The 26,647-nt window shown below is 68.4% G+C and carries 19 protein-coding genes; 4 read left to right on the forward strand and 15 right to left on the reverse strand.

Going from position 1 to position 26,647, the window contains the following annotated elements; genetic code table 11:
- Window positions 1–5: 5 nt before the first annotated feature.
- Genes ccoG through ccoN form a run of 5 tightly spaced genes read right to left on the reverse strand, consistent with a single transcriptional unit; the run spans window position 6 to window position 4,566 of the window.
- A complete protein-coding gene (gene ccoG, locus AM586_RS05705; RefSeq protein WP_060566959.1) occupies window positions 6–1,364 on the reverse strand; it encodes a cytochrome c oxidase accessory protein CcoG in 1,359 nt (452 codons plus the stop codon).
- A complete protein-coding gene (ccoP, locus tag AM586_RS05710) occupies window positions 1,361–2,284 on the reverse strand; it encodes a cytochrome-c oxidase, cbb3-type subunit III (RefSeq protein ID WP_052233707.1) in 924 nt (307 codons plus the stop codon). The genes ccoG and ccoP overlap by 4 nt, the downstream gene beginning before the upstream one ends.
- Window positions 2,277–2,465 (reverse strand): CcoQ/FixQ family Cbb3-type cytochrome c oxidase assembly chaperone, encoded by a 189-nt coding sequence (locus AM586_RS05715; protein WP_052233706.1) that lies wholly within the window; start codon window positions 2,463–2,465, stop codon window positions 2,277–2,279. The genes ccoP and AM586_RS05715 overlap by 8 nt, the downstream gene beginning before the upstream one ends.
- Before the next feature lie 13 nt (window positions 2,466–2,478).
- Complete coding sequence (ccoO, locus tag AM586_RS05720) at window positions 2,479–3,093, reverse strand: cytochrome-c oxidase, cbb3-type subunit II (protein WP_052233705.1); 615 nt, start codon at window positions 3,091–3,093, stop codon at window positions 2,479–2,481.
- Window positions 3,094–3,111: 18 nt separating this feature from the next.
- Entirely contained in the window at window positions 3,112–4,566 is a 1,455-nt protein-coding gene (ccoN, locus tag AM586_RS05725) for a cytochrome-c oxidase, cbb3-type subunit I (RefSeq protein ID WP_060566961.1), read from the reverse strand.
- A 271-nt stretch (window positions 4,567–4,837) separates the two neighbouring features.
- On the opposite strand from ccoN, the gene AM586_RS05730 reads away from it, so the two are divergent.
- On the forward strand, window positions 4,838–5,236 hold the full coding sequence (locus AM586_RS05730; RefSeq protein WP_052233703.1) for a TraR/DksA family transcriptional regulator: 399 nt from the start codon (window positions 4,838–4,840) through the stop codon (window positions 5,234–5,236).
- Window positions 5,237–5,410: 174 nt separating this feature from the next.
- On the opposite strand, the gene ccoS is transcribed toward AM586_RS05730, so the two are convergent.
- The 5 genes from ccoS to AM586_RS05755 all read right to left on the reverse strand — a co-directional run bounded on the left by ccoS (window position 5,411) and on the right by AM586_RS05755 (window position 11,994).
- Window positions 5,411–5,551, reverse strand: coding sequence for a cbb3-type cytochrome oxidase assembly protein CcoS (gene ccoS, locus AM586_RS05735; RefSeq protein ID WP_052233702.1), 141 nt, complete (start codon window positions 5,549–5,551; stop codon window positions 5,411–5,413).
- Window positions 5,551–7,983 carry a heavy metal translocating P-type ATPase gene (locus AM586_RS05740; protein WP_052233701.1) on the reverse strand — a complete coding sequence of 811 codons (2,433 nt, stop codon included), beginning with the start codon at window positions 7,981–7,983 and terminating at the stop codon, window positions 5,551–5,553. Before AM586_RS05740 ends, ccoS begins: the two co-directional genes overlap by 1 nt.
- Window positions 7,980–8,744: a sulfite exporter TauE/SafE family protein gene (locus tag AM586_RS05745; RefSeq protein WP_052233700.1), complete on the reverse strand. Its 765-nt coding sequence runs from the start codon at window positions 8,742–8,744 to the stop codon at window positions 7,980–7,982. Before AM586_RS05745 ends, AM586_RS05740 begins: the two co-directional genes overlap by 4 nt.
- A 7-nt stretch (window positions 8,745–8,751) precedes the next feature.
- The gene (hemN, locus tag AM586_RS05750) at window positions 8,752–10,173 is read right to left on the reverse strand and encodes an oxygen-independent coproporphyrinogen III oxidase (protein ID WP_052233699.1); all 1,422 of its coding nucleotides are present in this window, start codon (window positions 10,171–10,173) and stop codon (window positions 8,752–8,754) included.
- 279 nt (window positions 10,174–10,452) lie between these two features.
- Window positions 10,453–11,994 (reverse strand): PAS domain-containing methyl-accepting chemotaxis protein, encoded by a 1,542-nt coding sequence (locus AM586_RS05755; protein ID WP_052233698.1) that lies wholly within the window; start codon window positions 11,992–11,994, stop codon window positions 10,453–10,455.
- A gap of 213 nt (window positions 11,995–12,207) precedes the next feature.
- Between AM586_RS05755 and AM586_RS05760 the strand changes: the two genes are divergently transcribed.
- Genes AM586_RS05760 through AM586_RS05770 form a run of 3 tightly spaced genes read left to right on the forward strand, consistent with a single transcriptional unit; the run spans window position 12,208 to window position 18,201 of the window.
- Window positions 12,208–16,233 carry a Pls/PosA family non-ribosomal peptide synthetase gene (locus AM586_RS05760; RefSeq protein WP_052233697.1) on the forward strand — a complete coding sequence of 1,342 codons (4,026 nt, stop codon included), beginning with the start codon at window positions 12,208–12,210 and terminating at the stop codon, window positions 16,231–16,233.
- Window positions 16,234–16,235: 2 nt separating this feature from the next.
- Complete coding sequence (locus tag AM586_RS05765; protein WP_052233696.1) at window positions 16,236–16,892, forward strand: 4'-phosphopantetheinyl transferase superfamily protein; 657 nt, start codon at window positions 16,236–16,238, stop codon at window positions 16,890–16,892.
- 40 nt (window positions 16,893–16,932) lie between these two features.
- The gene (locus AM586_RS05770) at window positions 16,933–18,201 is read left to right on the forward strand and encodes a metal-dependent hydrolase (protein ID WP_052233695.1); all 1,269 of its coding nucleotides are present in this window, start codon (window positions 16,933–16,935) and stop codon (window positions 18,199–18,201) included.
- 12 nt (window positions 18,202–18,213) lie between these two features.
- Here the strand turns inward: AM586_RS05770 and AM586_RS05775 are convergent, their stop codons facing one another.
- The 5 genes from AM586_RS05775 to AM586_RS05795 form a co-directional block, all read right to left on the reverse strand.
- Window positions 18,214–19,233: a LacI family DNA-binding transcriptional regulator gene (locus tag AM586_RS05775; RefSeq protein WP_052233694.1), complete on the reverse strand. Its 1,020-nt coding sequence runs from the start codon at window positions 19,231–19,233 to the stop codon at window positions 18,214–18,216.
- Window positions 19,234–19,303: 70 nt separating this feature from the next.
- Window positions 19,304–20,758, reverse strand: a complete 1,455-nt coding sequence (locus tag AM586_RS05780; RefSeq protein ID WP_197416424.1) for a glycoside hydrolase family 30 beta sandwich domain-containing protein — start codon at window positions 20,756–20,758, stop codon at window positions 19,304–19,306.
- 16 nt (window positions 20,759–20,774) lie between these two features.
- On the reverse strand, window positions 20,775–23,504 hold the full coding sequence (locus tag AM586_RS05785; protein WP_082439674.1) for a TonB-dependent receptor: 2,730 nt from the start codon (window positions 23,502–23,504) through the stop codon (window positions 20,775–20,777).
- A 237-nt stretch (window positions 23,505–23,741) separates the two neighbouring features.
- On the reverse strand, window positions 23,742–25,187 hold the full coding sequence (locus AM586_RS05790) for a glycoside hydrolase family 30 beta sandwich domain-containing protein (RefSeq protein ID WP_109370436.1): 1,446 nt from the start codon (window positions 25,185–25,187) through the stop codon (window positions 23,742–23,744).
- Window positions 25,188–25,307: 120 nt separating this feature from the next.
- Entirely contained in the window at window positions 25,308–26,621 is a 1,314-nt protein-coding gene (locus tag AM586_RS05795; RefSeq protein ID WP_082439675.1) for a M20/M25/M40 family metallo-hydrolase, read from the reverse strand.
- Window positions 26,622–26,647: the final 26 nt, after the last annotated feature.

Raw genomic sequence — 26,647 nt, forward strand, 5'->3', positions numbered from 1 at the left:
TTGGCTTATTTCGGGACGATGAACACGGCCTTCTCGCTCACGCGCAGCGAGGGCTCGTCGAGGGCGCTCACGGTGAAGCGGATCGGGTGCGAACCGCCCGGCGCCTGGCCCGGTTTGACGCGCACCCGCACCGGCACCGCGCGCGAGGACGCGCCCGCCAGTTCGACCGTGTCCTCGTCGGCGATGGCGCTGGTGGGGATGCCGGCTACCTCGATGCGGTAGATGTGGGCCCGCTCGGCCGTATTCATCACCTGCAGGCGGTAGACGTTCTCGATCATGCCGTCCTCGACCTCGCGCCCCATGGCGCCGCGGTCGCGGATCACGTCGAGCTTGAGCGGGGTGCGCAGGGCCAGCGAGGTGGACAGCGCGCCGGCGATGGCCAGGAACACCAGGCCGTAGCCGATCACGCGCGGGCGCAGGATGCGCCGCTTGATCTGCGCCGCGTTCCAGCGCCCGGCCAGGGCGTTCTCGGTGGCGTAGCGGATCAGGCCGCGCGGCTTGTCCACCTTGTCCATCACGCTGTCGCAGGCGTCGATGCAGGCGGCGCAGCCGATGCACTCGTACTGCAGGCCCTTGCGGATATCGATGCCGGTCGGGCAGACCTGCACGCACATGCTGCAGTCGATGCAGTCGCGCTCGCCGCGCGCCGCGTCGTAGCTGACGATCAGTGTGTCGCGGTCGAACATCGCGCTCTGGAAGCGCGCGTAGGGGCACATGTACTTGCAGACCTGCTCGCGCATCCAGCCGGCGTTCCCATACGTCGCGAAACCGTAGAACAGCACCCAGAACAGCTCCCAGGGCCCGAGCGCGAAGCCCAGCGCCTCGTGGGCCAACTGGCGCACCGGCGTGAAGTAGCCGACGAAGCTGAAGCCGGTCCACAGCGCGACCAGTCCCCAGGCCAGGTGCTTGGCGCCGCGCTTGCCGAACTTTGCCGGCGTCCATGGCTGGCGGTCGAGGCGGATGCGCGCGCTGCGGTTGCCTTCGATGCGGCGTTCGATCCACAGGAAGATCTCGGTGTAGACCGTCTGCGGGCAGGCATAGCCGCACCAGACGCGGCCGGCCACCGTCGTCACCAGGAACAGGCCGTAGGCGCAGACGATGAGCAATGCCGCCAGGTAGATGAAGTCCTGCGGCCACAGGGTCAGGCCGAACAGGTGGAACTGGCGCGCGCCCAGGTCGAACAGCACCGCCTGGCGTCCGTGCACCTGAAGCCAGGGCAGTCCGTAGAACAGCACCTGGGTCAGCCAGACGCAGGCCCAGCGCATCGAGGCGTAGCGGCCCTTCACCTCGCGCGGGTGGATCTCCTCGCGCGCGGCGTACATCTTGATGACCGCTTCCTTGACCTCGGGTTGGGGCGCATTCATTTCAGCTCGTCCTCGTGCGACAGGCTCCAGACATAGGCCGCCAGCACCTGCACCTTGCCCTCGCCCAGGAACTCGCCCCAGGCCGGCATGGTGTTGTTGCGGCCCTTGCGGATGGTTTCCATCACGGTCTCGGCACTGCCGCCGTACAGCCAGACCTTGTCGGTCAGGTTCGGCGCGCCCAGCGCCGGGTTGCCGTGCGCGTCGGCGCCATGGCAGGCGGCGCAGGCGCCGAACTTCGGCTTGCCGAAGGCGACCTTGACGGGGTCGGCGGTCAGGCCCGACAGGCTGCGCACGTAGTGGGCGACGTTCTCGATGTCCTTGTCGGAACCGAGGGCCGCGCCCATCGGCGGCATCTGGCCATTGCGGCCCTTCATGATGGTTTCCTTGATCGTCGAGGGTTCGCCGCCGTACAGCCAGTCGCTGTCGGTCAGGTTCGGGTAGCCCTTGTTGCCGCGCGCATCCGAGCCGTGGCACTGCGCGCAGTAGTTCAGGAACAGGCGCTCGCCGATCGCGTGCGCCTGCGGGTCGCGCGCGACCACCTTGATATCCTGCGTCAGGTATTTGTCGAACAGCGGACCGTAGTCGGCGTTCGCCTGCTTCACCTCCGCCTTGTAGGCGCCGGCCGACTGCCACCCCAGCTTGCCGGCATAGCTGCCCAGGCCCGGGTACAGCACCAGGTAGGCGATCGCGAACACGATGGTCAGGTAGAACAAACCCATCCACCAGCGCGGCATCGGAGTGTTCAGTTCGGTCAGGTCCTCGTCCCAGACGTGGCCGGTGGTCTTTTCGGGCTGGCCGTCCACGCCGATCCTGACCTTGTGCATCGACTGCGACCACAGCAGGATCGCGCAGCCGGCGATGCCCAGCACCGTGATCAGGACGATGTACCAGTTCCAGAAACCGCTGGTGAAGTCAGACATGATCTTCTCCCGGGCCGTTGTCCGCATCCGCGGCGTCGTCGGCGAAGGGCAGCCCGGCCGCCGGTGCGAAGTCCTGCTCCTTGCGCAGCACATAGGTCCAGGCCAGGATGCCGGCGAAGGTGGCGAAGCTGATCACGGTCATGATGCGGCTGGCGTGATCGAAAAGGTATTGGAGTTCCATATCGGTTCCTTGCTCAGTTCCGTGTCTTGATCTGGGTGCCCAGCCCCTGGAGGTAGGCGACCAGCGCGTCCTGCTCGGTCCTGTTGTCGAGTTCCGCGGGGCCGTCCTTCACCTCCTGGTCGGAGTACGGCACGCCCAGGCGCTGCATCGCGCGCATCTTCGGCACGATCGATTGGGGGTCGAGTTTGGTTTTCGCCAGCCAGGGGTAGCCCGGCATGTTGGATTCGGGGACCACGTCGCGCGGGTTGTCCAGGTGGGTGCGGTGCCACTCGTCCGAGTAGCGGCCGCCCACCCGCGCCAGGTCCGGGCCGGTGCGCTTCGAGCCCCACTGGAACGGATGGTCGTAGACGAATTCGCCGGCCACCGAGTAGTGGCCATAGCGTTCGGTCTCGGCGCGGAAGGGACGGATCATCTGCGAATGGCAGTTGTAGCAGCCCTCGCGGATGTAGATGTCGCGCCCGGCCAGGCGCAGCGGCGAATAGGGTTTCAGGCCGGCGACCGGTTCGGTGGTCGACTTCTGGAAGAACAGCGGCACGATCTCGACCAGGCCGCCGAAGGAGATCACGACCAGCACCAGGCCGATCAGCAGCCAGGGGTTCTTCTCGATCCACTCGTGGGTGAATTTCATGATGGTTTCCTGTTTTCTTTATGCGTGTTCGGGGTTGGCCGAGGCGGCCGGCGCGTGCGGCTGCAGCGCGGGGATGCGCGCGTCCACGTTGACGGTGCCGCGCATCGTCAGCCAGGTGTTGTACGCCATGGTCAGCATGCCGGTCAGGTACATCAGGCCGCCGCCGAAGCGGATCACGTAGTAGGGATAGGTGGCCTTGACGCCTTCGACGAAGGTATAGGTCAGGGTGCCGTCCGGGTTCACGGCGCGCCACATCAGGCCCTGCATCACGCCGGCGATCCACATCGCGGCGATGTACAGCACGATGCCGATGGTGCCGAGCCAGAAGTGGGCCTCGATCAGCGCCACGCTGGCCATCTGCTTCTTGCCGGCCAGGCGCGGGATCAGGTAGTACAGCGAGCCCATGGTGATGAATCCGACCCAGCCCAGCGCGCCGCCATGGACGTGGGCGATGCCCCAGTCGGTGTAGTGGGACAGCGAGTTGATGGTCTTGATCGACATCATCGGGCCCTCGAAGGTGGCCATGCCGTAGAAGGACAGCGAGACGATCATGAACTTCAGGATCGGGTCCGAGCGCAGCTTGTGCCAGGCGCCCGACAGGGTCATCATCCCGTTGATCATGCCGCCCCAGGACGGCGCCAGCAGGATCAGCGAGAACACCATGCCCAGCGACTGGGTCCAGTCGGGCAGCGCGGTGTAGTGCAGGTGGTGCGGTCCGGCCCACATGTAGGTGAAGATCAGGGCCCAGAAGTGCACGATCGACAGGCGATACGAATACACCGGGCGCTCGGCCTGCTTGGGGATGAAGTAGTAGACCATGCCCAGGTAGCCGGCGGTGAGGATGAAGCCGACCGCGTTATGGCCGTACCACCACTGGATCATCGCATCCTGGACGCCGGCGTACATCGAGTAGGATTTCCACAGCGAGGCCGGCATCGACATGCCGTTGACGATGTGCAGGACCGCGACCGCGATGATGTAGCCGCCGAAGAACCAGTTGGCGACATAGATGTGCTGCACGCGGCGCTTGACGATGGTGCCGAAGAACACGACCGCATAGGCCACCCAGACGATGGCGATCAGGACCGCGATCGGCCATTCCAGCTCGGCGTATTCCTTGCCGCGCGTGAAGCCCATCGGCAGCGTGATCGCGGCCGCGACCAGCACCGCCTGCCAGCCCCAGAAGGTAAAGGCGGCGAGCCGGTCCGAGAACAGGCGGACCTGGCAGGTGCGCTGCACCACGTAGTAGGAGGTGGCGAACAGGCCGCAGATGCCGAAGGCGAAGATGACCGCATTCGTGTGCAGCGGCCGCAGCCGGCCATAGGTCAACCACGGGATGTCGAAGTTCAGCGCCGGCCAGGCCAGCTGGGCCGCGATCCACACACCGGCCGCCATGCCGATCACGCCCCAGATCACGGTCGCGATGGCAAACTGGCGCACGATTTTGTAGTTGTAGTTTAGACTGGTGCCCAAGATGCACTCCCTAGAAGAAAAGAAAGGACGACATCAGGAGCGTAAGTTTCTGAACGCGGAAAATCCTTGATGTGAATCAAAATGTTCAGAACGGGTTGAGGTAGGAAACAAAAGCGTCCAGCAAAAGCCTCAGGGCAAGGCGCATCGTCGAAGACAGTACGCTTAGTACGGCGAGACGAATGCAACGCCGCCATTGGGCTTTTGCTAGACGCGCGTGTTGCTGAAAGCGGACGAACGACGACCGACGAATCAACGATTGATAGGACTTCCCATGCCGCCCATCTCATCCGAACTGCACGAACAAATCGGCTCCCGCCTGCGCAAGGACCGCGAGGACATGCTCGCCACCGTCCGCGCACGCACCGCCGGCGATACCGACGACCGCCCGGCGATTTCGCCGATGGCCCACATGGGCTCGAACGACGACGCCCCGGCCGGCGAAATGCTGAGCCACAACGAAGAACACCTGGCCGAACACGAAGCCAATCTCCTGCACGAGATCGACGCCGCCATCGGCCGGCTCGAATCGGGCGGCTATGGCATCTGCGTGTCCTGCGGCCGCGACATCCCGGAAGCGCGCCTTCTGGCGACGCCGACGGTGCAGACCTGCGTCGCCTGCCAGGAGCTGATCGAGAAGGAACAGCGGACGGGTCGCGGGCCGACGATGTAACGGAGGAGGTCTCGCATCGCTCCAGGGGTCAGAGTCCGGCGCTCCAGGGGTCAGAGTCCGGTGTTGGTTTCAAAGGGACTCTGACCCCGGTGTTCCGCCGCACAGCATGGTCTCGCATCGCCACTAAGCACCGGGGTCAGAGTCCTTTTAAAAAGCAAAACCGGACTCTGACCCCTAGTCGTCATCACTCAGTATCCTCAACGCCGGCCCATCCAGGTCCTCGAACTGCCCGCTCTCCGCGGCGCCGAAGAAGATCCAGACCGCGAACGCCACCAGGATCAGGCTCAGCGGAATCAAGAGATACAAGGCTTCCATCACCCTTCCCTTCTCAGTCTCAAGGCGTTCAGCACCACCAGCGCCGAGCTGCCCGCCATGCCCAGGCCGGACAGCCAGGGGTTCAGCAGGCCGCCGACCGCCAGCGGGATCGCCACCAGGTTGTAGAGCATCGCCCAGCCCAGGTTCTGGCGGATGATGCGCATGCAGGCGTTTGCCGTGCGCAGCGCCTCGCCCAGCGGGGCCAGGCTGCCCTGCTCCATGCCTTCGCCGCAGCCCGCCAGCACGCAGTCGGCATGCAGCTGCGCGAGCTGGGCGCCGTGGCCCATCGCGAAGGAGACGTCGGCGCCGCCCAGCACGGCGGCGTCGTTGATGCCGTCGCCGACCATCGCCACCACCGCGCCTCCCGCCTGCAGGGCGCGCACCGCATCCAGCTTGTCCTGCGGGAGCTGGCGGCCGCGCGCGTCGCGGATGCCGAGTTCCGCGGCCACCGCACGCACCGCTTCCTCGTCGTCGCCGGACAGCAGCAGCACGGTCTTCCCCATCTGCTGCAGCGTTCGCACCAGGGCAGACGCTTCGGGTCGCAGGGCGTCGGCCAGGTCGAAGCGCGCCAGCCAGCGTCCGCGGCTGCCCAGCCAGACCGCGGTGGCGCCCTTGCCCGGCGGGGCCGCCGGCGCCGCCGCGCCGCCGGCCAGTCCGGCGACGAAGGCGGCGCTGCCCAGGCGGTAGCGCCGGCCGCCCACCTCGCCCTCGACGCCCTGCCCGACCAGGTTCTCTATCCTGTACGCCGCCGGCGCCGGCGCCCCGGTGGCGGCGAGCGCTTCGCGCAGGGCCTGCGCCAGCGGATGCGCGCTGTTCGCTTCCAGCGCCGCCGCGATGCGCAGGCAATCCACGCCATCCGCCGCGCACAGCGGGATCGTGGCGCGCAGCACCGGCCGGCCGCGACTCAGGGTGCCGGTCTTGTCGAACACGACGTGGGTGGCGCGCGCCAGGGTCTCCAGCACGTGCGGCTTCACGGCCAGCACGCCGTGGCGCAGCAGGCGCTCCGTGGCGGCGGCCAGTGCGGTCGGCGTCGCCAGCGACAGCGCGCAGGGGCAGGACACGACCAGCACCGCAATCGCCGCCGGCCAGGCGCGCGCCGGATCGACCGCCTGCCAGAACGCGAACACCGCCACCGTCAAGGCCAGCAGCGCCAGCACGAACCAGGCGCCGACGCGGTCGGCCCAGAGCGCCAACGCGGGTTTGTCCTGGCCGGCGCGCTCGCTCAGGCGCACCAGCATCGCCAGGGTACTGTCGGCGGCGCTGCTGCCGATGCGCACCGTTACCGCCTGCGTCACGTTGACGGCGCCACCGGGCAGCGCATCGCCGGGCCCCATGGCGCGGGTGCGGCTCTCGCCGGTGAGCAGGGCCAGGTCGACCTCGGTGTCGCCCTCGACGATCGCGCCGTCCGCCGCCACCGTCTGTCCCGGCGGCACCAGGATCACGTCGCCGGGCCGCAGCGCAGTCGCTGCGACGGTCTCCAGGTCGCGCGTGGCCGGCCAGTCCGGCAGCCGCAGGGCGGTGGCCGGGGCCGCGCGCCGCAGGCGCTCCATCGCGCGCGCCGCCTTGCGGCGGGCATCGAGTTCGAGCCAGCGGCTGCCCAGCAGCAGGAACACGAACATGGTGATCGAATCGAACCAGACCTCGCCTTGTCCCCGCACCAGGGAGAGCGCACTGCCGGCGAAGGCCGCGAGGATGCCCAGCGCCACCGGCACGTCCATGCCGGGCAGGCCGCGCCGCAGATCCTGCCAGGCGCCCCGCAGAAACGGCCAGGCGCAGTAGCTGACCGCCGGCAGGGTCAGGAAGAAGGAGGCCCAGCCCATCAGGGCCTTCATGTCGGCATCCATGGTCCCATCGGTGGCCATGTAGACCGGGAAGGCGTACATCATCACCTGCATCATCGAGAGCCCGGCCACGAACAGGCGCCGCAGCAGCGCCTTGCGGGCGCGCTCGAGCTGGGCGGCATGGCGGGTGGCGTCGTAGGGATAGGCGGTGTAGCCGATGGCGCGCAGGGCCTTGAGGATGTCGCTGGGGCGGCACGCGTTCACGTCCCAGCGCACCTGCAGGCGCTCGGTGGCGACGTTCAGCACGGCCGACCGCACCCCCGGCAGCGCCGCCACGCGCCGCTCGATCAGCCAGACGCAGGCGGCGCAGCGCAAGCCTTCGACGGTGAACACGGCGTCGCCATCCAGCCCCGCTTCGTCGTACAGAAGAAGCGCCGGGTCATCGCCGGCCTCGTCGATGCGCGCCGCGAATCCGGTGCGGCTGGCGTAATAGCCGTCCAGGCCGGCGGTGGCGATGGCCTCGGCCGCCGCCATGCAGCCGGGGCAGCACAGGATGCGCTCCTCGCCGTTGACAAGGGCGCGCCAGCGCGCGCCCTCGACGGCCGGCTGGCCGCAGTGGTAGCAGGCGGCGAAGTCCGCCACCGCATTCATGCCGCCGCTCCCGGCGTCACGCAGATGGTCTCGAGCCAGCTGTGCGGCAGTCCGCCGGCCGCACGCACCAGGCCGAGCAGGCCGAAACCCAGCACCAGCGCGCCGCAGGCCAGGCGCACGCCGCGCACGCGCAGGCCGGCGCGCAGGCGCGCGCCCAGCAGCCCGAGGCCGAGCAGCATCGGCAGCGTGCCGAGCCCGAAGGCCAGCATCGTCAGCGCGCCGCCCGCGGCGGAGCCCGACAGCATCGCCGTCACCAGCACGCTGTACACCATCCCGCACGGCAGCCAGCCCCACAGGGCGCCGGCGGCCAGCATGCGTCCCGGCCCGAAGCGGACGCCCTGCCCGGGCTGCAGGCGGCGCAGCATGGGCTGGACCCGGCGCCACAGCAGCTGGCCGCCCTGCTCCAGCCGCGCCAGGCCGCGCCAGGCATCCATCAGGTAGAGGCCGAGCATGGCCAGCATCAGGTTGGCCATCCAGTAGCCGCCCGCCTGCAGGGCCGGCAGCCGCGCCAGCGAGACGGCGCCCGCACCGATCCCGCCCGCCAGCGCCCCGGCCAGCATATAGCTGCCGATGCGCCCGAGGTTATACGCCAGCGTGTTCGCCAGCGCCGGACGCACGGCAGCCCCCACCGTCACCATCACGGGCACCGGACGCCCCGGCGCCAGCGACAGCGCGCCGACGATCCCGCCGCACATGCCGGCGCAGTGCACGCTGCCGAGCAGGCCGACCACGAACACGGGAAGCAGGCCGATGCCGGTCATGCCCGCCTCACACCGTCTTCGAATAGCGCGGGCCGGCGCTGGGCTTGGCGAGATAGCGGTCGAACACCATGCACACATTGCGGATCAGCAGGCGCCCCTTCGCGCTGACGCCGATCCAGTCGCCGTCCATGCTCACCAGGCCATCCTCTTCCATCGCCCGCAGCTGCGCCAGTTCGGCCGCGAAGTACTGGCGGAACACGACCGGAAACGCCTGCTCGATGGCGGAGACCGACAGCTCGAACTGGCACATCAGCTTCTGGATGATGGTGCGGCGCAGGACGTCGTCCATGCCCAGGCGCGCCCCGCGCGACACCGGCAGTTCGTTGCGGTCGAGCGCGTCGTAGTAGGCGTCCAGGGTCTTGACGTTCTGGCTGTAGGTGGCGCCGACCGCGCCGATCGCCGACACGCCGCAGGACACCAGGTCGGTGTCCGCATGGGTCGAATAGCCCTGGAAGTTGCGGTGCAGGCGGCCCTGGCGCTGGGCGACGGCGAGATCGTCGTCCGGCCTGGCGAAATGGTCCATGCCGATGTAGACGTAGCCGGCGCCGGTGAGGCGTTCGATGCACAGCTGGAGCATCTGCAGCTTGGTTTCGCTGTCGGGCATGTCGGCCTCGAGGATGCGGCGCTGCGGCTTGAACAGGTGCGGCAGGTGGGCATAGTGGTAGACGGCGATGCGGTCCGGGCTGGCCGCCACCACCTTGTCCAGCGTCTCGGCCATGGTCGCCGGGGTCTGCTTCGGCAGGCCGTAGATCAGGTCGATGCTGACCGAGCGGAAGCCCGCCTCGCGCGCGGCGGCGATGACGGCGCGCGTCTCTTCCTCGGGCTGGATGCGGTTGACGGCCTTCTGCACCTCGGCATCGAAGTCCTGCACGCCAAGGCTGATGCGGTTGAAGCCCTGGGCGCGCAGGCTGTGCACACGCTCGACGGACACGGTGCGCGGATCCACCTCGATCGAATACTCGCCGGCCTCGTCGGGCGCGAAAAAGAAGCAGCGCCGCAGGTGCGCCATCAGCTCGCCCATCTGTGCATCCGACAGGTAGGTCGGAGTGCCGCCGCCGAAGTGCAGCTGCGCGACCTCGTTCATGCCGATGAACAGGCCGGCCTGTATGCCGATTTCGCGCTTCAGGTAGGCCAGGTAGGTCGCGGCCTTCTCGCGGTTCTTCGTGACGATCTTGTTGCAGGCGCAGTAGTAGCAGACCGTGTCGCAGAAAGGAATGTGCAGGTACAGCGACAGCGGGCGCAGATTGCCGCGGGTGCGGCGGTCGGCCACCGCGTGCAGGTAGTCGCGGTAGCCGAAGGCGTCCGAGAAGCGGTCGGCGGTCGGGTAGGAGGTGTAGCGCGGGCCGGACTTGCTCAGGCGGGAGATCAGATCGGCGTCGAAGTCGACCGTCGGTTGAAAGGCCATCGGGATGGCCTGGGCTGCTTGCATGATGAAGACTCCTTGACTCTATGCAAGGAGTCTATTGATCCGGGTCAGTAAAATCCTTGATTTGCATCAAAAATGGCCGAAGGGGTCATCGCTGGGGTCATTGCTGGGGTCATCGCTGGGGTCATCGCTGGGGTCAGAGTCCGGTGTTGCTTTTCAAAGGACTCTGACCCCGAAGTTCGCGGCGCTTGCAGGGCTGAGAATTGGCGTTGCCACTGACCACCGGGGTCAGAGTCCCTCGAAAATCAACACCGGACTCTGACCCCTCTATCTGCCCCCCTCCTAGACTTTGAAAACCGACAGCGCCTGCGACAGATGGCTGGCCTGTTCCGCCACGTTGCTCGATGCCGCCGCCGCCTCCTCGACCAGGGCCGCGTTCTGGCGCGTGATGCCGTCCAGCGCGCGCATGGCGGCGTCGGCCTGGGCGATGCCCTCGTGCTGCTCGCGCGAGGCGTCGGTGATGCCGTGCATGATGCGCGCGGCTTCCTGCACCGAGGCCACCACTTCGCGCATGGTCTGGCCGGCGGCGCCGACCAGCGCCGTGCCCTGCCCGACCTGCTCGACCGAATCCTCGATCAGGCCCTTGATCTCCTTGGCGGCGGAGGCCGAGCGCTGGGCCAGCGAGCGCACCTCGCCCGCCACCACCGCGAAGCCGCGGCCCTGCTCGCCCGCCCGCGCCGCTTCCACCGCCGCGTTCAGCGCCAGGATATTCGTCTGGAAGGCGATGCCGTCGATCAGGCCGATGATGTCGACGATGCGGGTGGCCGAACCGCTGATCTGGCCCATCGTCGCGCCGACCTGCTGGACGGCGATGCCGCCGCGGTCGGCCACGCTGGAGGCGGCGCCGACCAGGCCGTCGGCGCGCACTGCGCTGTCGGTGTTGTGGCCGGCCGCCGTCGCGACCTGGGCCAGGCTGGCCGCGGTCTGCTCCAGGCTCGCGGCCTGGGATTCGGTGCGGCGCGCCAGGTCCTGGTTGCCGGCGGCGATGCCGCGCGTGGCCGCCTCGATCGAGGCGACGTTGGCGCGCACGTCGCCGACGATGGCGGTCAGGTTGACGTTCAGCTGGCGCAGCGCCAGCAGCAGGCGGCCGACCTCGTCGTCGCGGCCCGGCGGCGGCAGGCGCGACAGGTCGCCGCCGGCCAGCGCATATACCGCGTCCTCGGCCTGCCGCAGCGGACCGACGATGGAGCGCTGCAGCTCCGCCCAGGCCAGCAGCGTCAGGCCGGCGCCGGCGCCCGCCGCCACGCGCCACCACGCGCCGTCCACGGCCGCGCACAGCCCCGCCAGCAGGGCCGATTGGGCGCCCAGCATCAGGCCCAGGCGGCGGCCCAGCGGCAGCTTGCGCAGCGCCAGCAGGGGCGCGCGCCAGCCGGTCCGGACGGCGGCGCCGCGGCGGATCGCGAGCCCGGCGGCCTTTCCTTCGCGGATACGCCGGTACAGGTCTTCGGCCTCGCGCACCTGTTCGCGCGCAGGCTTGGTGCGCACCGACATGTAGCCGATCGTGGCGCCGTTCTCCTTGATCGGCACCACGTTCGCGACCACCCAGTAGAAGTCGCCGTTCTTGCGGCGGTTCTTGACCATGCCGGTCCACGGCAGGCCGGCCTTGAGGGTCTGCCAGAGGTCGGCGAAGGCCTCGGCCGGCATGTCCGGATGGCGCACGACGTTGTGGGCCTTGCCGATCAGCTCGTCGAGGGCGAAGCCGCTGACTTCGACGAAGGTCGGGTTGACGTAGGTGATGCGTCCCTTGGTATCGGTTTTGGAAACGATGGACTGGCCATCCTGGAAGATGTATTCGATGCCGGTGACGAGCAGATTGGTACGCACTGCGGAACCCCTTAGATTTCTACAAAGCAACATTTGTTAATGGATTGTATGAATTCGGGGTGGCAATAGTCCTTGATGCAGATCAAAAATCGAGGTGATTCGATTACGGAAGAGAAAAAAATCGGACGTACCGCTGCGTTCCCTCAAAATGATGTACGCTGCGCCCATGTGCTCGCTCTTGTATGCCCGTTTGTTTGCCCTCATCTGCCGTCGATGAATGACATTTCCTCTTTGACACGGCATCCCGATGTCCTTTACGGTCCGCACCAGCCGGAGCTGCTGCGCGACGAAATCCTGGCCGACCTGCTGGAAGCGAGCGCCCGCCGCACGCCCGACCGGACAGCCCTGGTCGCCGGCCAGCGCCGGCTCAGCTACCGCGAACTGGACGAACTGGCCAGCCTGGCCTGCTCGCGCCTGATCGAGGCCGGCATCGGGCCCGGCGACATCGTCGGCCTGTGGATGCCGCGCGGGATCGAACTGCTGCTGATGCAGGCCGCCATCGCCAAGGCCGGCGCGGCCTGGCTGCCGGTCGACGAAGACACGCCGGTCGAACGCCTGCTGGTCTGCATGGAAGATGCCGGTTCGCCGGCCCTGGTCAGCAGCGAACGCATGGGCGAGCGCCTGGCTTCGGTCGACCGCCCGATCCTGCGCGCGGAAAGCCTGCTGGCGCCGGCGCCGTCCGGCTACGACCTGAAGCGCCGCGGCAAAGTGCCGGGCAGCGCGCCCGCCTACGTCATCTACACCTCGGGGTCGACCGGCAAGCCGAAGGGCATCCTGATCGACCAGCGCAGCATCTGCCACTTCCTGCGCAGCGAGAACGAGGTGCTGGGCGTGCGGGCCGACGACACCGTCTACCAGGGCTTCTCGGTCGCCTTCGACATGTCCTTCGAGGAGATCTGGATCTCCTACCTGGTGGGCGCCACGCTCTGGCTGGGGCCCAAGGAAACGGCCGGCGATCCGGAAGCCCTGCCGCGCCTGCTGCAGGAAAACGGGGTCACGGTGCTGCACGCGGTGCCGACCCTGCTGGCCCTGTTTGCCGAAGACGTGCCCGGCCTGCGCATCATCAACCTGGGCGGCGAGATGTGCCCGGAAACCGTGGTCGAGCGCTTCTCCAAGCCCGGCCGCCAGATGTTCAACACCTATGGCCCGACCGAAGCGACGGTCTCGGCCAGCCTGGCGCGCCTGGAGCCCGGCAAGCTGATCACGATCGGTCGTCCGCTGCCGAACTACGGTTTATTGGTGATCTCCACCGAGACCGAAAAAGGCCTGCAGATCCTGCCGCGCGGCGACACGGGAGAGCTGTGCATCATCGGTCCGGGCCTGTCGAGCGGCTACCTCGGCCGCCCCGACCTGAGCGCCGAAAAATTCCAGCCCAACCCCTGGGCCGCCGGCGTCGAAGACGCGCGCCTGTACCGTACCGGCGACCTGGCGCGCATCGAGCCGGACGGCCAGGTGGTCTGCCTGGGCCGCACCGACGACCAGGTCAAGATCCGCGGCTTTCGCGTCGAACTGGGCGAGATCGAAGCCGTGCTGGCGCAGCAGGACGGCATCGGCACCACCGCGGTCCTGCTGCGCAAGGACGACGGCATCGATCGCCTGGTGGCCTACCTGGTGCCGGCCCTCGGGGCCAGCGCCGAGCAGCTGGCCGCGTCGACGCTTCGCAAAGCCCTGGCCGGGCGCCTGCCTCCCTATATGGTGCCGAGCCGCTTCGAGGTGCTGGGCGTGATGCCGCGCCTGACCTCGGGCAAGATCGACCGCAAGGCCCTGAAGGCGATGGCGCTGAGCGCCCCGCTGCCCAGCGAGGCCTTGGACTCCGACATCGCCGAGACCCCGGCCGAGGAAGCCCTGTTCGCCGCCCTGGCCCAGCTGTTCCCGGGCCAGCCGGTCCGCCGCGAACTCGACTTTTTCAGCGACCTCGGTGGCCACTCCTTCTTCGCCGCGCGCCTGGCCACGGCCCTGCGCGCCGACCCGCGCTTCGCTCACATGACGGTGCGCGACATCTACCAGCACCGCCAGATCGGCGCGATCGCCTCCAGCCTCGACCAGGCGGCCGGCACCGCCCACGTCGAGCAGGACTGGACGCCGCCGCCGGCCGCGCGGCGCTGGCTGTGCGGCCTGGGCCAGCTGGCCGCGGTGCCGGTGCTGGTCACCCTGCGCATGGCGCAATGGCTGGCGCCCTTCTTCACCTACCACTTCATGACCGGCGACCCGGGCGACTCGATCCCGCGCGCGGTCGCGGCCTCGATCGGCGTGTTCCTGCTCGCCACCGTGATGGAATTCGCGTTCGCGGCCGCCGGCAAGTGGCTGGTCGCGGGGCGGCTCCGGCCCGGCAGCTATCCGCTGTGGGGCATCACCTATTACCGCTGGTGGCTGGCCGACCGCCTGGTCGAGGCGGCGCCGACCTACCTGCTGGCCGGCTCGTCGCTGTACGGCTGGTGGCTGCGCCTGCTCGGCGCCAGGGTCGGCAAGGACGTCGTCATCGGCTCGATGACGCTGCGTACGCCGGACCTCTTCAGCCTCGGCGACAATGTCAGCATCGGCAACGGCGTCAACTTCGAGAACGCGCGTGTCGAGCGCGGCCGCCTGATCCTCGGCCACATCGCCCTCGACGACGACGCCTGCGTCTCTTCCTACGCGATCCTGGAGGGGAATACCCGGGTCGGCCGGCGCGGCCACCTGGAAGGCCAGTCGGCGCTGGCGGATGGCGCCGAGGTGCCCGACGGCCGCGTGTGGGCCGGCTCGCCCGCGCGCGACACCGGCGCCTTCGATCCCTCGACCCTGCCGCCGCGGCCCAGGGCGTCGCGCGCGCGCCTGGCCGGCGAAGCCCTGTTCTTCGTGTTCGGCATCCTGCTGGTGGCGACGCTGTTCTTCATGCCGGTCTTCCCGAGCTTCGTGCTGATCGACTGGTTCGACGAACGCGGCACCCTGGCCTGGATGCAGGCCAACACCATCCACGGCCAGTTGATCCGCTACTTCGTGCTGGCGCTGCCGGCCAGCGCGGTGCTGATCTTCCTGACGATGCTGGTGTCGGCGGCGATCCGCTGGGGCTTCCTGCCGCGCATGCAGCCGGGGCGCTCGGCGGTGCACTCCAACACCTATTGCAAGAAGTGGCTGGTCAGCCACATCCAGGAATCCAGCCTGAACGTCCTGCACGGCATCTACGCGACCGTGTTCGCGCCTTTCTGGTACCGCCTGCTGGGCGCCAAGGTCGGCCGCGACGCCGAGATCTCGACCGCGCTGGGCGTGGTGCCCGACATGCTGACCCTGGGCGACGAGACCTTCATCGCCGACGCCGTGATGCTGGGCGACGAGCAGATCGACGGCGGCTGGATGACGATGGAGCCGACCGTGGTGTCGAACCGCTCCTTCGTCGGCAACGGCAGCTACATCCCGGACGGTACGGTGCTGCCGGAAGGCGTGCTGGTGGGCGTGCACACGCATGCGCCGGCCAACGAGCGCATGACCGGCGGCGACACCTGGCTCGGCTCGCCGCCGATCCACCTGCCGGCGCGCGAACAGGCCAGCGGCTATCCGGAACACCTGACCTACCGCCCGTCGCTGGCGCGGCGCCTGGGCCGCACCCTGGTCGAAGCCTTCCGCATCGTCGCCCCGCACGCAGTCGTGATCGCGGTCGGCTACACCGTGGTGCTGGACCTGATGCCGCTCGCCGGCGCCGGCCGCTGGGGCGAAGTGATCTGGGACCTGGCCCTGGTCGGCCTGGCCTACGGCATCGGGAACTACCTGTTCGTGCTGGCCTTCAAATGGCTGCTGCTGGGCCGTTACAAGAAGCGTGCTGAACCGATGTGGACGCCCTTCGTCTGGCTGTCCGAAGGCGTGACCAATATGTACGAGGGCATCGCCGTGCCCAACTTCATGCGCTACCTGCGCGGCACGCCCTGGCTGCCGCTGGCCTTCAACCTGCTCGGCTGCCGCATCGGCAAGGGCGTGTACATGGATACCACCGACATCACCGAATTCGACTGCGTGCACATCGGCGACCACAGCGAGCTGAACGCCCTGTCCTGCCCGCAGACGCACCTGTTCGAGGACCGCGTGATGAAGATCGACCGCGTCGACATCGGCAGCAAGGTGTACGTGGGCCCGCGCAGCGCGGTGCTGTACAGCGCGAAGGTCGGCGACAACGCCCGCATCGGGCCGCTGACGCTGGTGATGAAGGGCGAGCACATCCCCGGCGCAAGCGCCTGGAGCGGCCTGCCGGCGGCGCCGCGGAGGGACTGAGCATGACGGCCGCCTCTTCCCCGCTCGACGCCGTGCCGGTCCGCTGGTGGCCGGCGGCCGGCGGCGCTGGAGACGGGGTGCCGGGCGGCGCCGGCTCTCGTCGGTTAGTTGCAAATTTCGATGCCGGCGACGACGCCGTCGTGCTCGGCGTCCAGGGCCAGGCCGAGCGCGAGCTGGCGCGCGGGGCGATCCGCGACGCCATCGCCGCCGAACTGGCCTCGCTGAGCGGCCTGGCGCCCGCGCAGGTCGCCCTGTACACCCCTGCCGGCCAGGTGCCGTGGGCCGAACTCGGCTACCCTGCCGGTCCGCGGCGCGCCTGGCTCGCCATCAGCCATGACGGCGTACTGTCGGTCGCCGCGATCTCCCTGCGCGGCCCGGTCGGCATCGACGTCTCCTGCATCGTCGACATTCCCGACTGGGAAGCGGTGGCGCGCGACTACCTCGGTCCGGACGTGACGGCGAGGCTGGCCGCGCTGGCGCCCGACGCGCGTCCGGCCGCCTTCGCGCGCGCCTGGAGCGAGCGCGAGGCGCGCCTGAAATACCTGGGCCGTGAACTGGTGGAATGGAGCCTCGAGGGCGACCGCGAACTGTCCGCCTGCCGCTGCCTGCCGCTGGCCCTGCCCGAGGGCTATGCCGGCGTGCTCGCCCTGCCGCCCTGACACGCCTCCGTCCGACTTGCAATCCGGGTAAGATTGCAGGATGGATAATCTTACCCACTCCGTCGTCGGGCTCGGGCTTGGCGCCCTGATCGACCGCAGCCTGGCCGCCGAGCCGAACCCCAACGATGGCCGCCTGCGCTCGCGCATGCTGCTGCTCATCGGCTGCCTGGCCAGCAATTTTCCGGACCTCGACCTGGTCCTCACGCCCCTGCTGCGGCCGCCGCTCGGTTATCTGCTGCACCACCGCGGCCACACGCACACCCTGCTGGCCGCGGTCGGCGAAGCCCTGCTCCTGCTGGTCCTGGTCTGGCTGCTGTGGCCGGCCGCGCGGCGCCTGTTGTGCGACAGCGCGGTGGCGCGGCGCGGCGCCGTCCTCGCCGCCGGCGTGGGCCTGCTGCTGCATATCGGCATGGACAGCCTGAACGTCTACGGCGTCCACCCCTTCTGGCCGCTCGACCCCGACTGGTATTACGGCGACCTGGTCTTCATCGTCGAGCCGGTGTTCTGGATCGGCTTCGGCGTGCCGCTGGCGGCCCTGGTGCGCAGCCGTCCGCTGCGCTGGCTGTGGCTGGCCGTGATCGCCGGGGTGCCGCTCGGCGCGACCCTGCTCGGTTTCCTGCACTGGGGTTCGCTGGCCGGACTACTGGTGCTGGGGCTGCTGCTGGCCTGGCTCCAGCGCAGCATGGATACACTGCGCGGCGCGCAGCACGGTGAATCCCGTTCCGCGCGCGGACGCAACGCGCTGGCGGCCGGCCTGGCCGCTTCGCTGGCCCTGGTCGGCGTGCAGGCCCTGGCCCTGCAGCAGGCCCGCACCGTCGTCAAGGCCGAGCTGGCCCGCATCGATGCGGGCGAACGCCTGCTCGACACGGCGCTGTCGGCCTATCCCGCGAATCCCCTGTGCTGGTCCTTCGTGACCGTGGCCCGCAGCGGCGAGGCCGGCACGGGCAGCGTCCACCTGCGGCGCGGCCTGCTGAGCCTGGCGCCCGCCATCCTGCCGGTCTCGCACTGCCCTGCCCGCATTGCCGGCCCGGCGCTCGAAGATGCGCCGCCGCAGATCGCCTGGCAGCTCGAAGACCGCCAGCCGCTGGCCACGCTGCGCCGGCTCGCCGCCGACTGCCATGTGAACGCCTGGCTGCGCTTCGCGCGCGCGCCCTCGCTGGCCGACGGCGTCGCTACCGACCTGCGCTGGGGCGAGCCGGGCAGCCTCAACTTTTCGAGCATGGCGCTGGACCGGCTGGGCGGGCAGCCCTGCCCGCATCCGGTGCCGGGCTGGGGCTATCCGCGCGCCGATCTGTTATTCGGCCGCTGAGCGACCCGACGTTCAAAAGCGGCTCGACGGCGGCCTTGCCAGCGAAGCCCGCAGGCTGACGCTGACCGGAAACGTGCGCGTCAGCGGACGCCTGTGGCCGTAGCAGAGGTTCAGGAGCGCGGCCACGCCGCTGCGGGTCATCTCGCGCCAGGGTATGTGAACCGAGGTCAGGCGCGGCGCCGAGTAGGCCGCGCTCGGCACGTCGTCGTAGCCGATCACGGACACGTCCTGCGGCACGCGCAGGCCAGCCTCATGAAAGCAGGCCAGCGCGCCCAGCGCCATCTCGTCGTTGGCGCAGAACACGGCGGAAAACGGCTGCTTCGACGCCAGCAGCTCTTGCGCAGCCGACCAGCCGCCGCCCGACGAAAAGTCGCGCTCCGCCATCCACAGCTTGCCGGTGTCGATACCGGCCGCCGCCAGCTCGTGCATGAAGCCCTCGATACGTTCGACGTTGTCGGCCACATCGGCGGGCCCGGAGACGATGGCGATCTCGCGGTGCTGGTGATCGAGCAGCGCGCGCGCCGCCAGGCGGCCGCCGAGGCGGTGGTCGACCGTGAAGCATTGTTCGGGGATGCTGCCGAAACTGTGGTTCAGCAGCACCAGGCGCTCGCGCTGCGGGCCCAGCGCCGCCAGGTCTTCTTCGAGCAGGGGGCTGGTCAGGACGATCACGCCGTCGCAGCCGCGCTCCAGCAGGAAGCCGACGCCGTCGATGGCCTGCCGGCGCGCCTCCTGCCGCGCGACGCCGAAGGCCACCATCATGTGCAGGCCGGCTCCGCGCAGCTCGCTGTCGACGATCTGCAGCATGGCGGTGTAGAAGGTGCCGGACATCAGCGGGATATACACCCCGATCATGCGGCTGCTGCCGTACAGGAGCGAGCGCGCAGCGTGCGAGGGCTGGTAGCCCAGCGCGGCCACGGCCTGGCGCACCCGTTCCAGCTTGGCCTGCGATACCGAACCCTGGCCACGCACCACGCGCGACGCGGTGCTCAGTCCCACGCCGGCGAGGCGAGCCACATCCTTGATAGTCGACACTGACGGTTTCCTCCCGGGCCCAAGCATACTGCAAGCCGGGCCCGGGTGCAGCAGCTTTTCAGGCGCCCTGTCAACGAACGGCGGTCTGGATCGCGTGGGCCGGGATGTCGACCGCGACGTCGAGACCGTCGACGACCAGGCGGTAGCGCTGCGCCTTGTCGCTCGGGTTCATGACGACCACCGCCAGGCTGCCGTCGGCGTTGCGGAAGGCGGTCGCGTCCAGCGTGCTGCGGCTGGTGGCGACGCTGACGCGGCGCGCCTTCGGCCTGATCCAGCGGCTGAAGTGAGCCATGTAGGCGTAGGCCGGCGTGTACACCAGCTGGCCGTCGTCGCTCGCGTGCAGCAGCGCGAAGCAGTAGTTGCCGACGTGGTTGGGACCGCCGCGGCTGTCGAGCAGCATGTTCCAGTCGACCCAGCCCGCCGAGCCGGCGTTCAGGTCGGCCAGGATCTCGCTGCCGTAACGCTCGCCGTTGGCCCAGGACTGCAGCTGCGCCGGGTCGAAGTGTTCGATCGACGATTCGGTCAGCAGCAGGGGCACGTCGGGATAGGCTTCACGCACGGCGGCCACGTTGCGGTGCATCGGCAAGCCCTTGGTCCAGGTTTCGTACCAGTGGTAGCCGACGCCCCAGACATACGGGCGCGCCTTCGGATCCGACAGGATGTGGCTGGCGCGCTGCGGCAGCAGGTCACGGTTGTGGTCCCAGACGATGACCTTCTTGTCGCCCAGGCCGGCGGCCTTCAGGGCCGGGCCGAGGTGGTCGCCGAGGAAGCGGGTCTCGTCTTCGGCAGTGTAGATCATCGATTCCCAGGTTTGCGTGGCCATCGGCTCGTTCTGGATCGACAGGCCCCACAACGGAATGCCGGCCTTCTCGTACGCCTTCACGAACCTGACGATGTACTGGGCCCAGGTGTCGCGGTACTCGGGCAGCAGCGAACCGCCCTTCAGCATGCTGCCGTTGGTCTTCATCCAGCCCGGCGCGCTCCACGGCGAAGCGAACACGCGCATGCCGGTGCCATATCTGGCGCCGGCCGCCAGCGCCTGGCGCAGCAGCGGCACGCGGTACTGCATGTCGTGCTCGATGCTGAACGACGCCAGCGAGCGGTCGCCCTCCTTCACGTAGGTGTAGCTGGCGCTGCTGAAGTCCGAGCTGTGGATGGTGGTGCGCAGCACGCTGTAGCCCAGTCCCTGTTTCGGATCGAAGTAGGCGCTCAGGAAGGCCTGCTGCTGGGCCGGGGTCAGCTTCGCATAGGTCTCGGCGGCGGCGTCGGTGATGGCGCCGCCGAAGCCGAACACTTCCTGGAAGCGGTGGCGGGTATCCACGAACACCGCGGTCTCCGTCTCCAGCGGCTGGCCGGCGGGGCGCGCGGCGCCCAGCGTCTGCGGGGCGAAGCGTTCGCCCGCTCCCTGGGCCGTGGTATAGACCTGCCAGTGCGGCGCGGCCGGCGCGGCCAGCGCCGCGCTGCCGCCCGCCGCGCTCATCAGGGCGGTGCACAGCAGGCGCACCGCTTGTCGTCTCTTCATCATCTTTCTTCCTTCGCTGTTACAGCTTGTAGTTCAGACCGAACAGGATCTGGCGTCCATAGGTCGTGTAGCGCTCGGGCGCGTAGGCGCCGCTGGAGAACGGGCTGCCCTGCATGGTCTGGTAGGGCGTGTTCTTCAGGTTGTTCGCCTGGACCAGCAGGCCAAGGTTCTTGAAGGGGCCTTCCTGGAACTCGTAGCCGATCTGGACGTCGATCTGGCGTTCGGCGCGGATCTCGCTGAAGGCGCGCTGGGCGAACAGGCCGGTGACCTCGCCGCGGAAGGCCGAGCGGTAACGTTCGCTGATGCGGGCCGAGAAGCCGTTCTTCTCGTAGAACGCGGTCAGGTTGGCCACCACGCCGGACAGGCCGGGCAGTTTTTCCGTGGTGCCCGGGCCGTTCGGGTGGATCGAGCTCTCGGTGCCGGAGGCGCTGGCCTGGATGCCGAAGCCGTCGAGGCGGTTCCACAGCATGTTCAGCTGCATCGACGCGGTCAGCTCGACGCCGCGCACGAAGCCGCCCTGGCCGTTGGCCGGCTGGTTGATGGTGCCGACGCTTTGCAGCGGGACCACCGCGCTCGAATTCGGGAAGCCGGTGTAGTCGAACTCGCGCTGCTGGTTGTAGATGTAGCTCTTCAGGTCCTTGAAGAAGTAGGCCGCCGACACATAGCTGCCCTTGCTGATGTAGTGCTCCAGCGAGAGGTCGTAGGAGTTGGCGCGCCACGGTTCCAGCTTGACGTTGCCGCCGCTGCCGTTCCACATGCGGGTGGTGGCGTCGACGCCGGCCGCGACACCGGCGCGCATGTCCGACATGCGCGGGCGCGCCACGGTCTTGGCGGCGCCGAAGCGCAGGTAGGTATCGCCCAGGTAGTTGCCGAGGTCGAAGTTCAGGTTCAGGCTGGGCAGGACGTCATGGTAGGAGGCGCCGCCGTGGATGTCGGTGACCACGCCGTCGTTGACCGCCTTGCCGTCGGCCTGCTGGTTCACGTGCACGTACTGGACGCCGGCGTTGCCGCGCACCGGTACCTTGCCGAGCTCGGCGTCGATGCCGAAGCGAAGGTAGCCGATCGACTGCTTCTCGCTGACCGACCAGTCCTGCTGCGCGACGTCGGTGTCGATCGGCATCTTGTCGTAGTAACGGTTGATGGCCGCGATCGGGTCGAAGCTCAGCACGCCCGGAATGCCGGCCCAGGCCAGCGAGGTGGTCGGCTGGATGATGTCCGAACCGACGGTGGTCATCGCGCGGTCGTTCTTCAGGGCGTACAGCTGCGAGATGTCCTCGTGCGACTTCTCGCGCTTCGAGTAGCTCAGGCCCGCCTGGAAGTCGCGCAGGAAGCCGAAGGTCGAGTCCAGTTCGCGCTTCACGCTGAACTTGGCAGCGCCCAGGGTATCTTCGACACGCGGGTGGTGCATGGTGGCGTCGTGGCCCCAGCCGCCGACGTCGGTCAGCTTGATGATGGCCGGATTCGTGAAGTCGACGCTCGGGGTGAATTGCGGCAGGCCGGCGCCGACCGGGATCTGGAACTGGAAATTATTGTCGGTGACGCCCGAATTGGCCGGGCCCAGGCCGGCGTAGGTTTCCGACGTGGTTTCCTTGCGCTTGGCCGAGGAATAGGACAGGTCGCCGTCGGCCGACCAGCGGTTGGCCAGCTTCACCCTGGTGTTCCAGCCGGCCGCGAACAGCGTGTCCTTGCGGGTGTTGTAGTCGTTGCGAACGATCGGCTCGAGATTGACCAGCGCGCCGCCGGTGAGCAGGCGGGTGCCGTTGATGGTCTCGATCTGCGGGTTGTTGTAGGTGACGGCGCTCCACTGGTGCGAGTTCCACATCATGCCGCGCATGATTTCCTTCTGGTCGAACTGCGAGTAGTACAGGTCGAGGGTCGAGCGCACATCGCGGTTCGGCTTGAAGTCGATGACCGCCATCAGGCCGTCGCGCACCTGCTTGCGCGAGGTCGCCGTCACTTCCGCGCCCTTCAGGCCGACCACGTCCTCGTTCCCCGGCGGCAGGTTGTTCTGGTCGCCCCACCACCAGGACTTGTATTCCTTTTGCTGGCCCGGCGAATCCAGGTGGGCGTAGCCGATCGCGACACCCAGGGTGTTGTCCAGGAACTGGTCGAGGTAGGACACCGAGACCCGGCTGCCATTGTCCGACCAGCCGGAGTTCAGCTTGCCGTTGCCGTTATGCTCGCCGCGCACGTTGAACGCGATGGTACGGCCGCGGCGGTCCAGCGGGCGCACCGCCAGCAGGTCGATGGTGCCGGACAGGCCGGCCGCCGTCATCGCCGCATCCGGCGTCTTGTAGACGGTGACGCCGCCCAGCAGCTCGGAAGGATACTGGTCGAACTCGGCGCTGCGGTCGTTGCTGGTGCTGGCCTGCTCGCGGCCGTTCAGCAGGGTCACCCCGAAGTCGGGCGCCAGGCCGCGCAGCGAGATCACCTGGGCGCGGCCGGCCACGCGCTGGGCAGTCAGGCCCGGCAGGCGCGCGATCGATTCGGCGATCGAGACGTCCGGCAGCTTGCCGATGTCTTCCGCAGTAATCGCCTCGACGATGTTGTCCGAGTCCTTCTTGATCGCGATCGAGCTCTCGATACTGCCGCGGATGCCGGTGACGACCACCTGCGAAGCCGGGGCGCCGTCCTGCACGCGCTCCTGCGCCGCGGCGCCGGCGCCCCACAGCAAGGCCATGCAGGCGGCCGCGATCGGGGTGATGGAAAGGGGGTGGCGGGCATGCCGGCCGGTGCTTGGGTTAGCCATGTTCAGGTCTCCGGTGTCGTTATAGGGGAAGTGTGGAAACGTTGCCAAATTCATGCATTAAAAATGGAAACGCTGCCAGATCAAGAGCAAGGCGTTTCCTTCGGTGCACTTTTGTTCGTCGCATCAGCTTTCGGAAACCATTTGGAAACGTTGCCAAACGTCCGTACGTATTATCTGCTTGCGTGAAATTTAATGTCAATAGAGAACTAGCGTGTGCGCAACACTTGCAAACGCAAATTATTTCCAGGTGAAGCTGGCGACACTCGACGCCGGCAGCGTATAGCGGAAGGATTCCTTGCCCACCTTGACCACGAAGCTGCGCGCCTCGTCCTCGCCATTCGCGACCAGCAGCGCGATCGCGCCGTCCGGGTTGCGGAAGGCGACGTTGGCGAGCTTGCCGGCGGCTTCGCTGGATTTGATGCGCCGCGCGCCCGGCAGCACGAAGCGGCTGGCGTGGGCCAGCGCGTAATACTCGACGTTGCGGGTCACGGCGCCGCTCGCCGCATCGATGGTGACGACGCCGCGGCAGTCGCCGCAGCCGCCAAGATGCGGGCCGTCCTTCTCGTCCAGCGCCAGGTTCCAGAACAGCACTCCCCTCGCCCAGCCGCGCGTGGTGTCGATCAGCAGCGTCTTCGTGAAGTACTGCAGGTTGTTCGCCCAGTCCGGCGACCAGCGTCCGCCCGAACACTCGGTGAACCAGGTGTCCTTGGACGGGAATTTGTCGTGCAGGGTGGCCTGCACGCCGGACTGGCCGGCGTAGCAGTGCCAGGCGACGCCGCTGACGTATTTCGCGGCCCGCGGGTCCGCCAGCACGGTGGCCGGGGAATCCGGCTGGTCCCAGTTGTGGTCCCAGTCGAAGATGGCGGTGCCGGGATTCGCGCGCGCCAGCAACGGGCCCAGATGCTCGCCGATGAAGGCCGCGCGCGCGGCGGGATCGACCCGCATGCCAGGATAGTCGCCGGGTTCGAAGTGCGGTTCGTTCTGCACGGTCAGCGCAGTGACCGGCACGCCCTCGCGCTGCATCGCGTCGACATAGCGCTGCAGGTAGCGCGCGAAAGCGTCGAACGCCTCGGGCTTCAGGGAGCCCTTGACCAGGCTGTCGGTGGACTTCATCCAGCCCGGCGCGCTCCACGGCGAGGCCATCACCTTCAGCTGCGGGTTGATCGCCAGTGCCGCCTTCACCGTCGGCAGCACGGTGCCACGCTGTGCGTCGATCGAGAAGCGCTGCAGTTGCGGGTCGGTCTCGCCGGGCGCCATGTCGTCGAAGCTGTAATGGCTGCGCGAGAAGTCCGAGGCGCCGATCGTCAGGCGGGTGAAGGACAGGCCGATGCCCTTGCCGTCCGCCCTGCCGAACAGCTCGCGCAGCAGCGCGTCACGCTGCTGCGCCGTCATGCGCTGCTGGATCAGGTAAGCCGAGGCATCGGTGATGGCGGCGCCGAAGCCGGCCATCGCCTGGTAGCGGACGGCGGGATCGATGTCGATCACGGGCGTCCCGGCGGCCATCTTCACCATCGCGCCGTCGAAGCGGGCGCCGGCTTCGTGCGACAGCAGTTTCGCCTGGTCGCCGGTGGTGATCCAGGCCTGGACGGCGGCGTGCGGGGCCGCCATGACGGCGCAGGGGAAGCAGGCGGCCAGCAGCGCCAGCATGGCGCCGCGACGGCGCAATCGGTGGGACATCGACATCGGGTGGGTCTCCTTTGTTATGACCCGGCGGTGGCCGGGACGGAAATTGGAAACGTTGCCAATTTCCTGTGGCCACTATAGCAGCAGGAATTTACCGATGTCAAAGCAATCGCGGAGGGATTACCTGGCGTCCAGCTCCACCCCGGTCGCCGCCAGGATGATCGACAGGCAGGTCGTCATCGCCTTCACCATCGGGCCCTTCTCGACATCGATCCACTCGTCGAGCGAGTGCATGCGGCCGAACTTGTCCGGTCCCATGCGCCCGATCGTGAGGGCCGGGATGCCCAGGCTCATCGGCATGTTCGAATCGGTGGAGCTGCTCTTGGTCGCGAACTTGTAGCCGCCGGCTTCGATCGCGGCCTTGGCGCTCTGTACGAAGGGCGTGTCCACCTCGACCCGGCCGGCCGGGCGGTCGCCGGTCAGCTTGGCGTCGACCGTGATCTTGCCTTCCTTGGTCGAGCGGGCGAAGTTTTCGCCGTCGGCCGCTTCCTGGACGATCTTCAGCAGGCGGTCTTCCACGCGCTTGAGTTCCGTCACGGATTCGGAGCGCATGTCGACGTCCATCCAGCCGGACACGGGAATCGAGTTGACCGAGGTGCCGCCGCCGATCAGGCCGATGCTGTAGGTCGTCTTCGGCGAGGCCGGCACCTGGATGCGCGAGAACTCGGTCGCCGCCTGGCCCAGCGCGAACATGGGATTCACCAGGCCGAAGGCGCCGAAGCTGTGGCCGCCCGGACCGTTGAAGCTGACGTGGTAGCGCTTGGAGCCGACGCCGGCATTGGTGACGGTGGCCACGTCGGCCGACTCGACCGAGAAGAAGCTCTTGATATGGTCCTTGTACTGCCCTTTGGTGAACAGGTAGCGCACGCCGCGCAGGTTGCCCGGGCCCTCTTCGCCGACGGTGCCGACGAACAGGATGTCGTCGCGGGTCTGGATGTGGGCGGCGTTCATCGCGCGGACGAAGCCCAGCAGCACGGACAGGCTCATGGTGTCGTCGCCGATGCCCGGCGCGCGCAGCTTGTTGCCTTCGCGTTTCACCTTGACGTCGGTCCCGGCGGGGAACACGGTGTCCATGTGGGCCGAGACCACGACGAACTTGCCGTCGCCATGGGCGCCCTTGCGCACGCCGAGCACGTTGCCCTCCTCGTCCATTTTGACGTCGGCCAGGCCGGCCTCGCGGAACATCTTTTCGTAGACCCTGGCGCGCGCCGCTTCCTTCAGCGGCGGCGACGGGATTTCGGCCAGCTTGATGCCATCCTCGACGATGCGCCCGTGTTCCTTGTCGAGGGTCGCCGCGGCGGCCTTGAAGGCCGGGCTGGACACGATGCGCTCGACCTCGGCGGCGGGGTTGGAAGCCTGGGCGATGGCGCCGGGAGCGCCGAAGGCGGCACCGAGCGCGAAGGCCAGTGCGGAAAGACGTGCTGCGGACTGCATGGGAGTCTCCGAATCCTTGCTGGGGT

This window comes from Massilia sp. WG5, assembly GCF_001412595.2.
Taxonomy (GTDB): Bacteria; Pseudomonadota; Gammaproteobacteria; order Burkholderiales; family Burkholderiaceae_D; genus Telluria.

Bases quoted from the DNA above. Each gene is read 5' to 3' on its own strand.
- AM586_RS05780 (WP_197416424.1), bottom strand. From the start codon at position 20,758: ATGATGAAGAGACGACAAGCGGTGCGCCTGCTGTGCACCGCCCTGATG.
- ccoP (WP_052233707.1), bottom strand. From the start codon at position 2,284: ATGTCTGACTTCACCAGCGGTTTCTGGAACTGGTACATCGTCCTGATC.
- AM586_RS05740 (WP_052233701.1), bottom strand. From the start codon at position 7,983: ATGAATGCGGTGGCGGACTTCGCCGCCTGCTACCACTGCGGCCAGCCG.
- AM586_RS05715 (WP_052233706.1), bottom strand. From the start codon at position 2,465: ATGGAACTCCAATACCTTTTCGATCACGCCAGCCGCATCATGACCGTG.
- hemN (WP_052233699.1), bottom strand. From the start codon at position 10,173: ATGCAAGCAGCCCAGGCCATCCCGATGGCCTTTCAACCGACGGTCGAC.
- AM586_RS05770 (WP_052233695.1), top strand. From the start codon at position 16,933: ATGGATAATCTTACCCACTCCGTCGTCGGGCTCGGGCTTGGCGCCCTG.
- AM586_RS05760 (WP_052233697.1), top strand. From the start codon at position 12,208: ATGAATGACATTTCCTCTTTGACACGGCATCCCGATGTCCTTTACGGT.
- ccoG (WP_060566959.1), bottom strand. From the start codon at position 1,364: ATGAATGCGCCCCAACCCGAGGTCAAGGAAGCGGTCATCAAGATGTAC.
- ccoO (WP_052233705.1), bottom strand. From the start codon at position 3,093: ATGAAATTCACCCACGAGTGGATCGAGAAGAACCCCTGGCTGCTGATC.
- AM586_RS05765 (WP_052233696.1), top strand. From the start codon at position 16,236: ATGACGGCCGCCTCTTCCCCGCTCGACGCCGTGCCGGTCCGCTGGTGG.
- ccoS (WP_052233702.1), bottom strand. From the start codon at position 5,551: ATGGAAGCCTTGTATCTCTTGATTCCGCTGAGCCTGATCCTGGTGGCG.
- AM586_RS05785 (WP_082439674.1), bottom strand. From the start codon at position 23,504: ATGGCTAACCCAAGCACCGGCCGGCATGCCCGCCACCCCCTTTCCATC.
- AM586_RS05795 (WP_082439675.1), bottom strand. From the start codon at position 26,621: ATGCAGTCCGCAGCACGTCTTTCCGCACTGGCCTTCGCGCTCGGTGCC.
- AM586_RS05790 (WP_109370436.1), bottom strand. From the start codon at position 25,187: ATGTCGATGTCCCACCGATTGCGCCGTCGCGGCGCCATGCTGGCGCTG.
- AM586_RS05745 (WP_052233700.1), bottom strand. From the start codon at position 8,744: ATGACCGGCATCGGCCTGCTTCCCGTGTTCGTGGTCGGCCTGCTCGGC.
- AM586_RS05730 (WP_052233703.1), top strand. From the start codon at position 4,838: ATGCCGCCCATCTCATCCGAACTGCACGAACAAATCGGCTCCCGCCTG.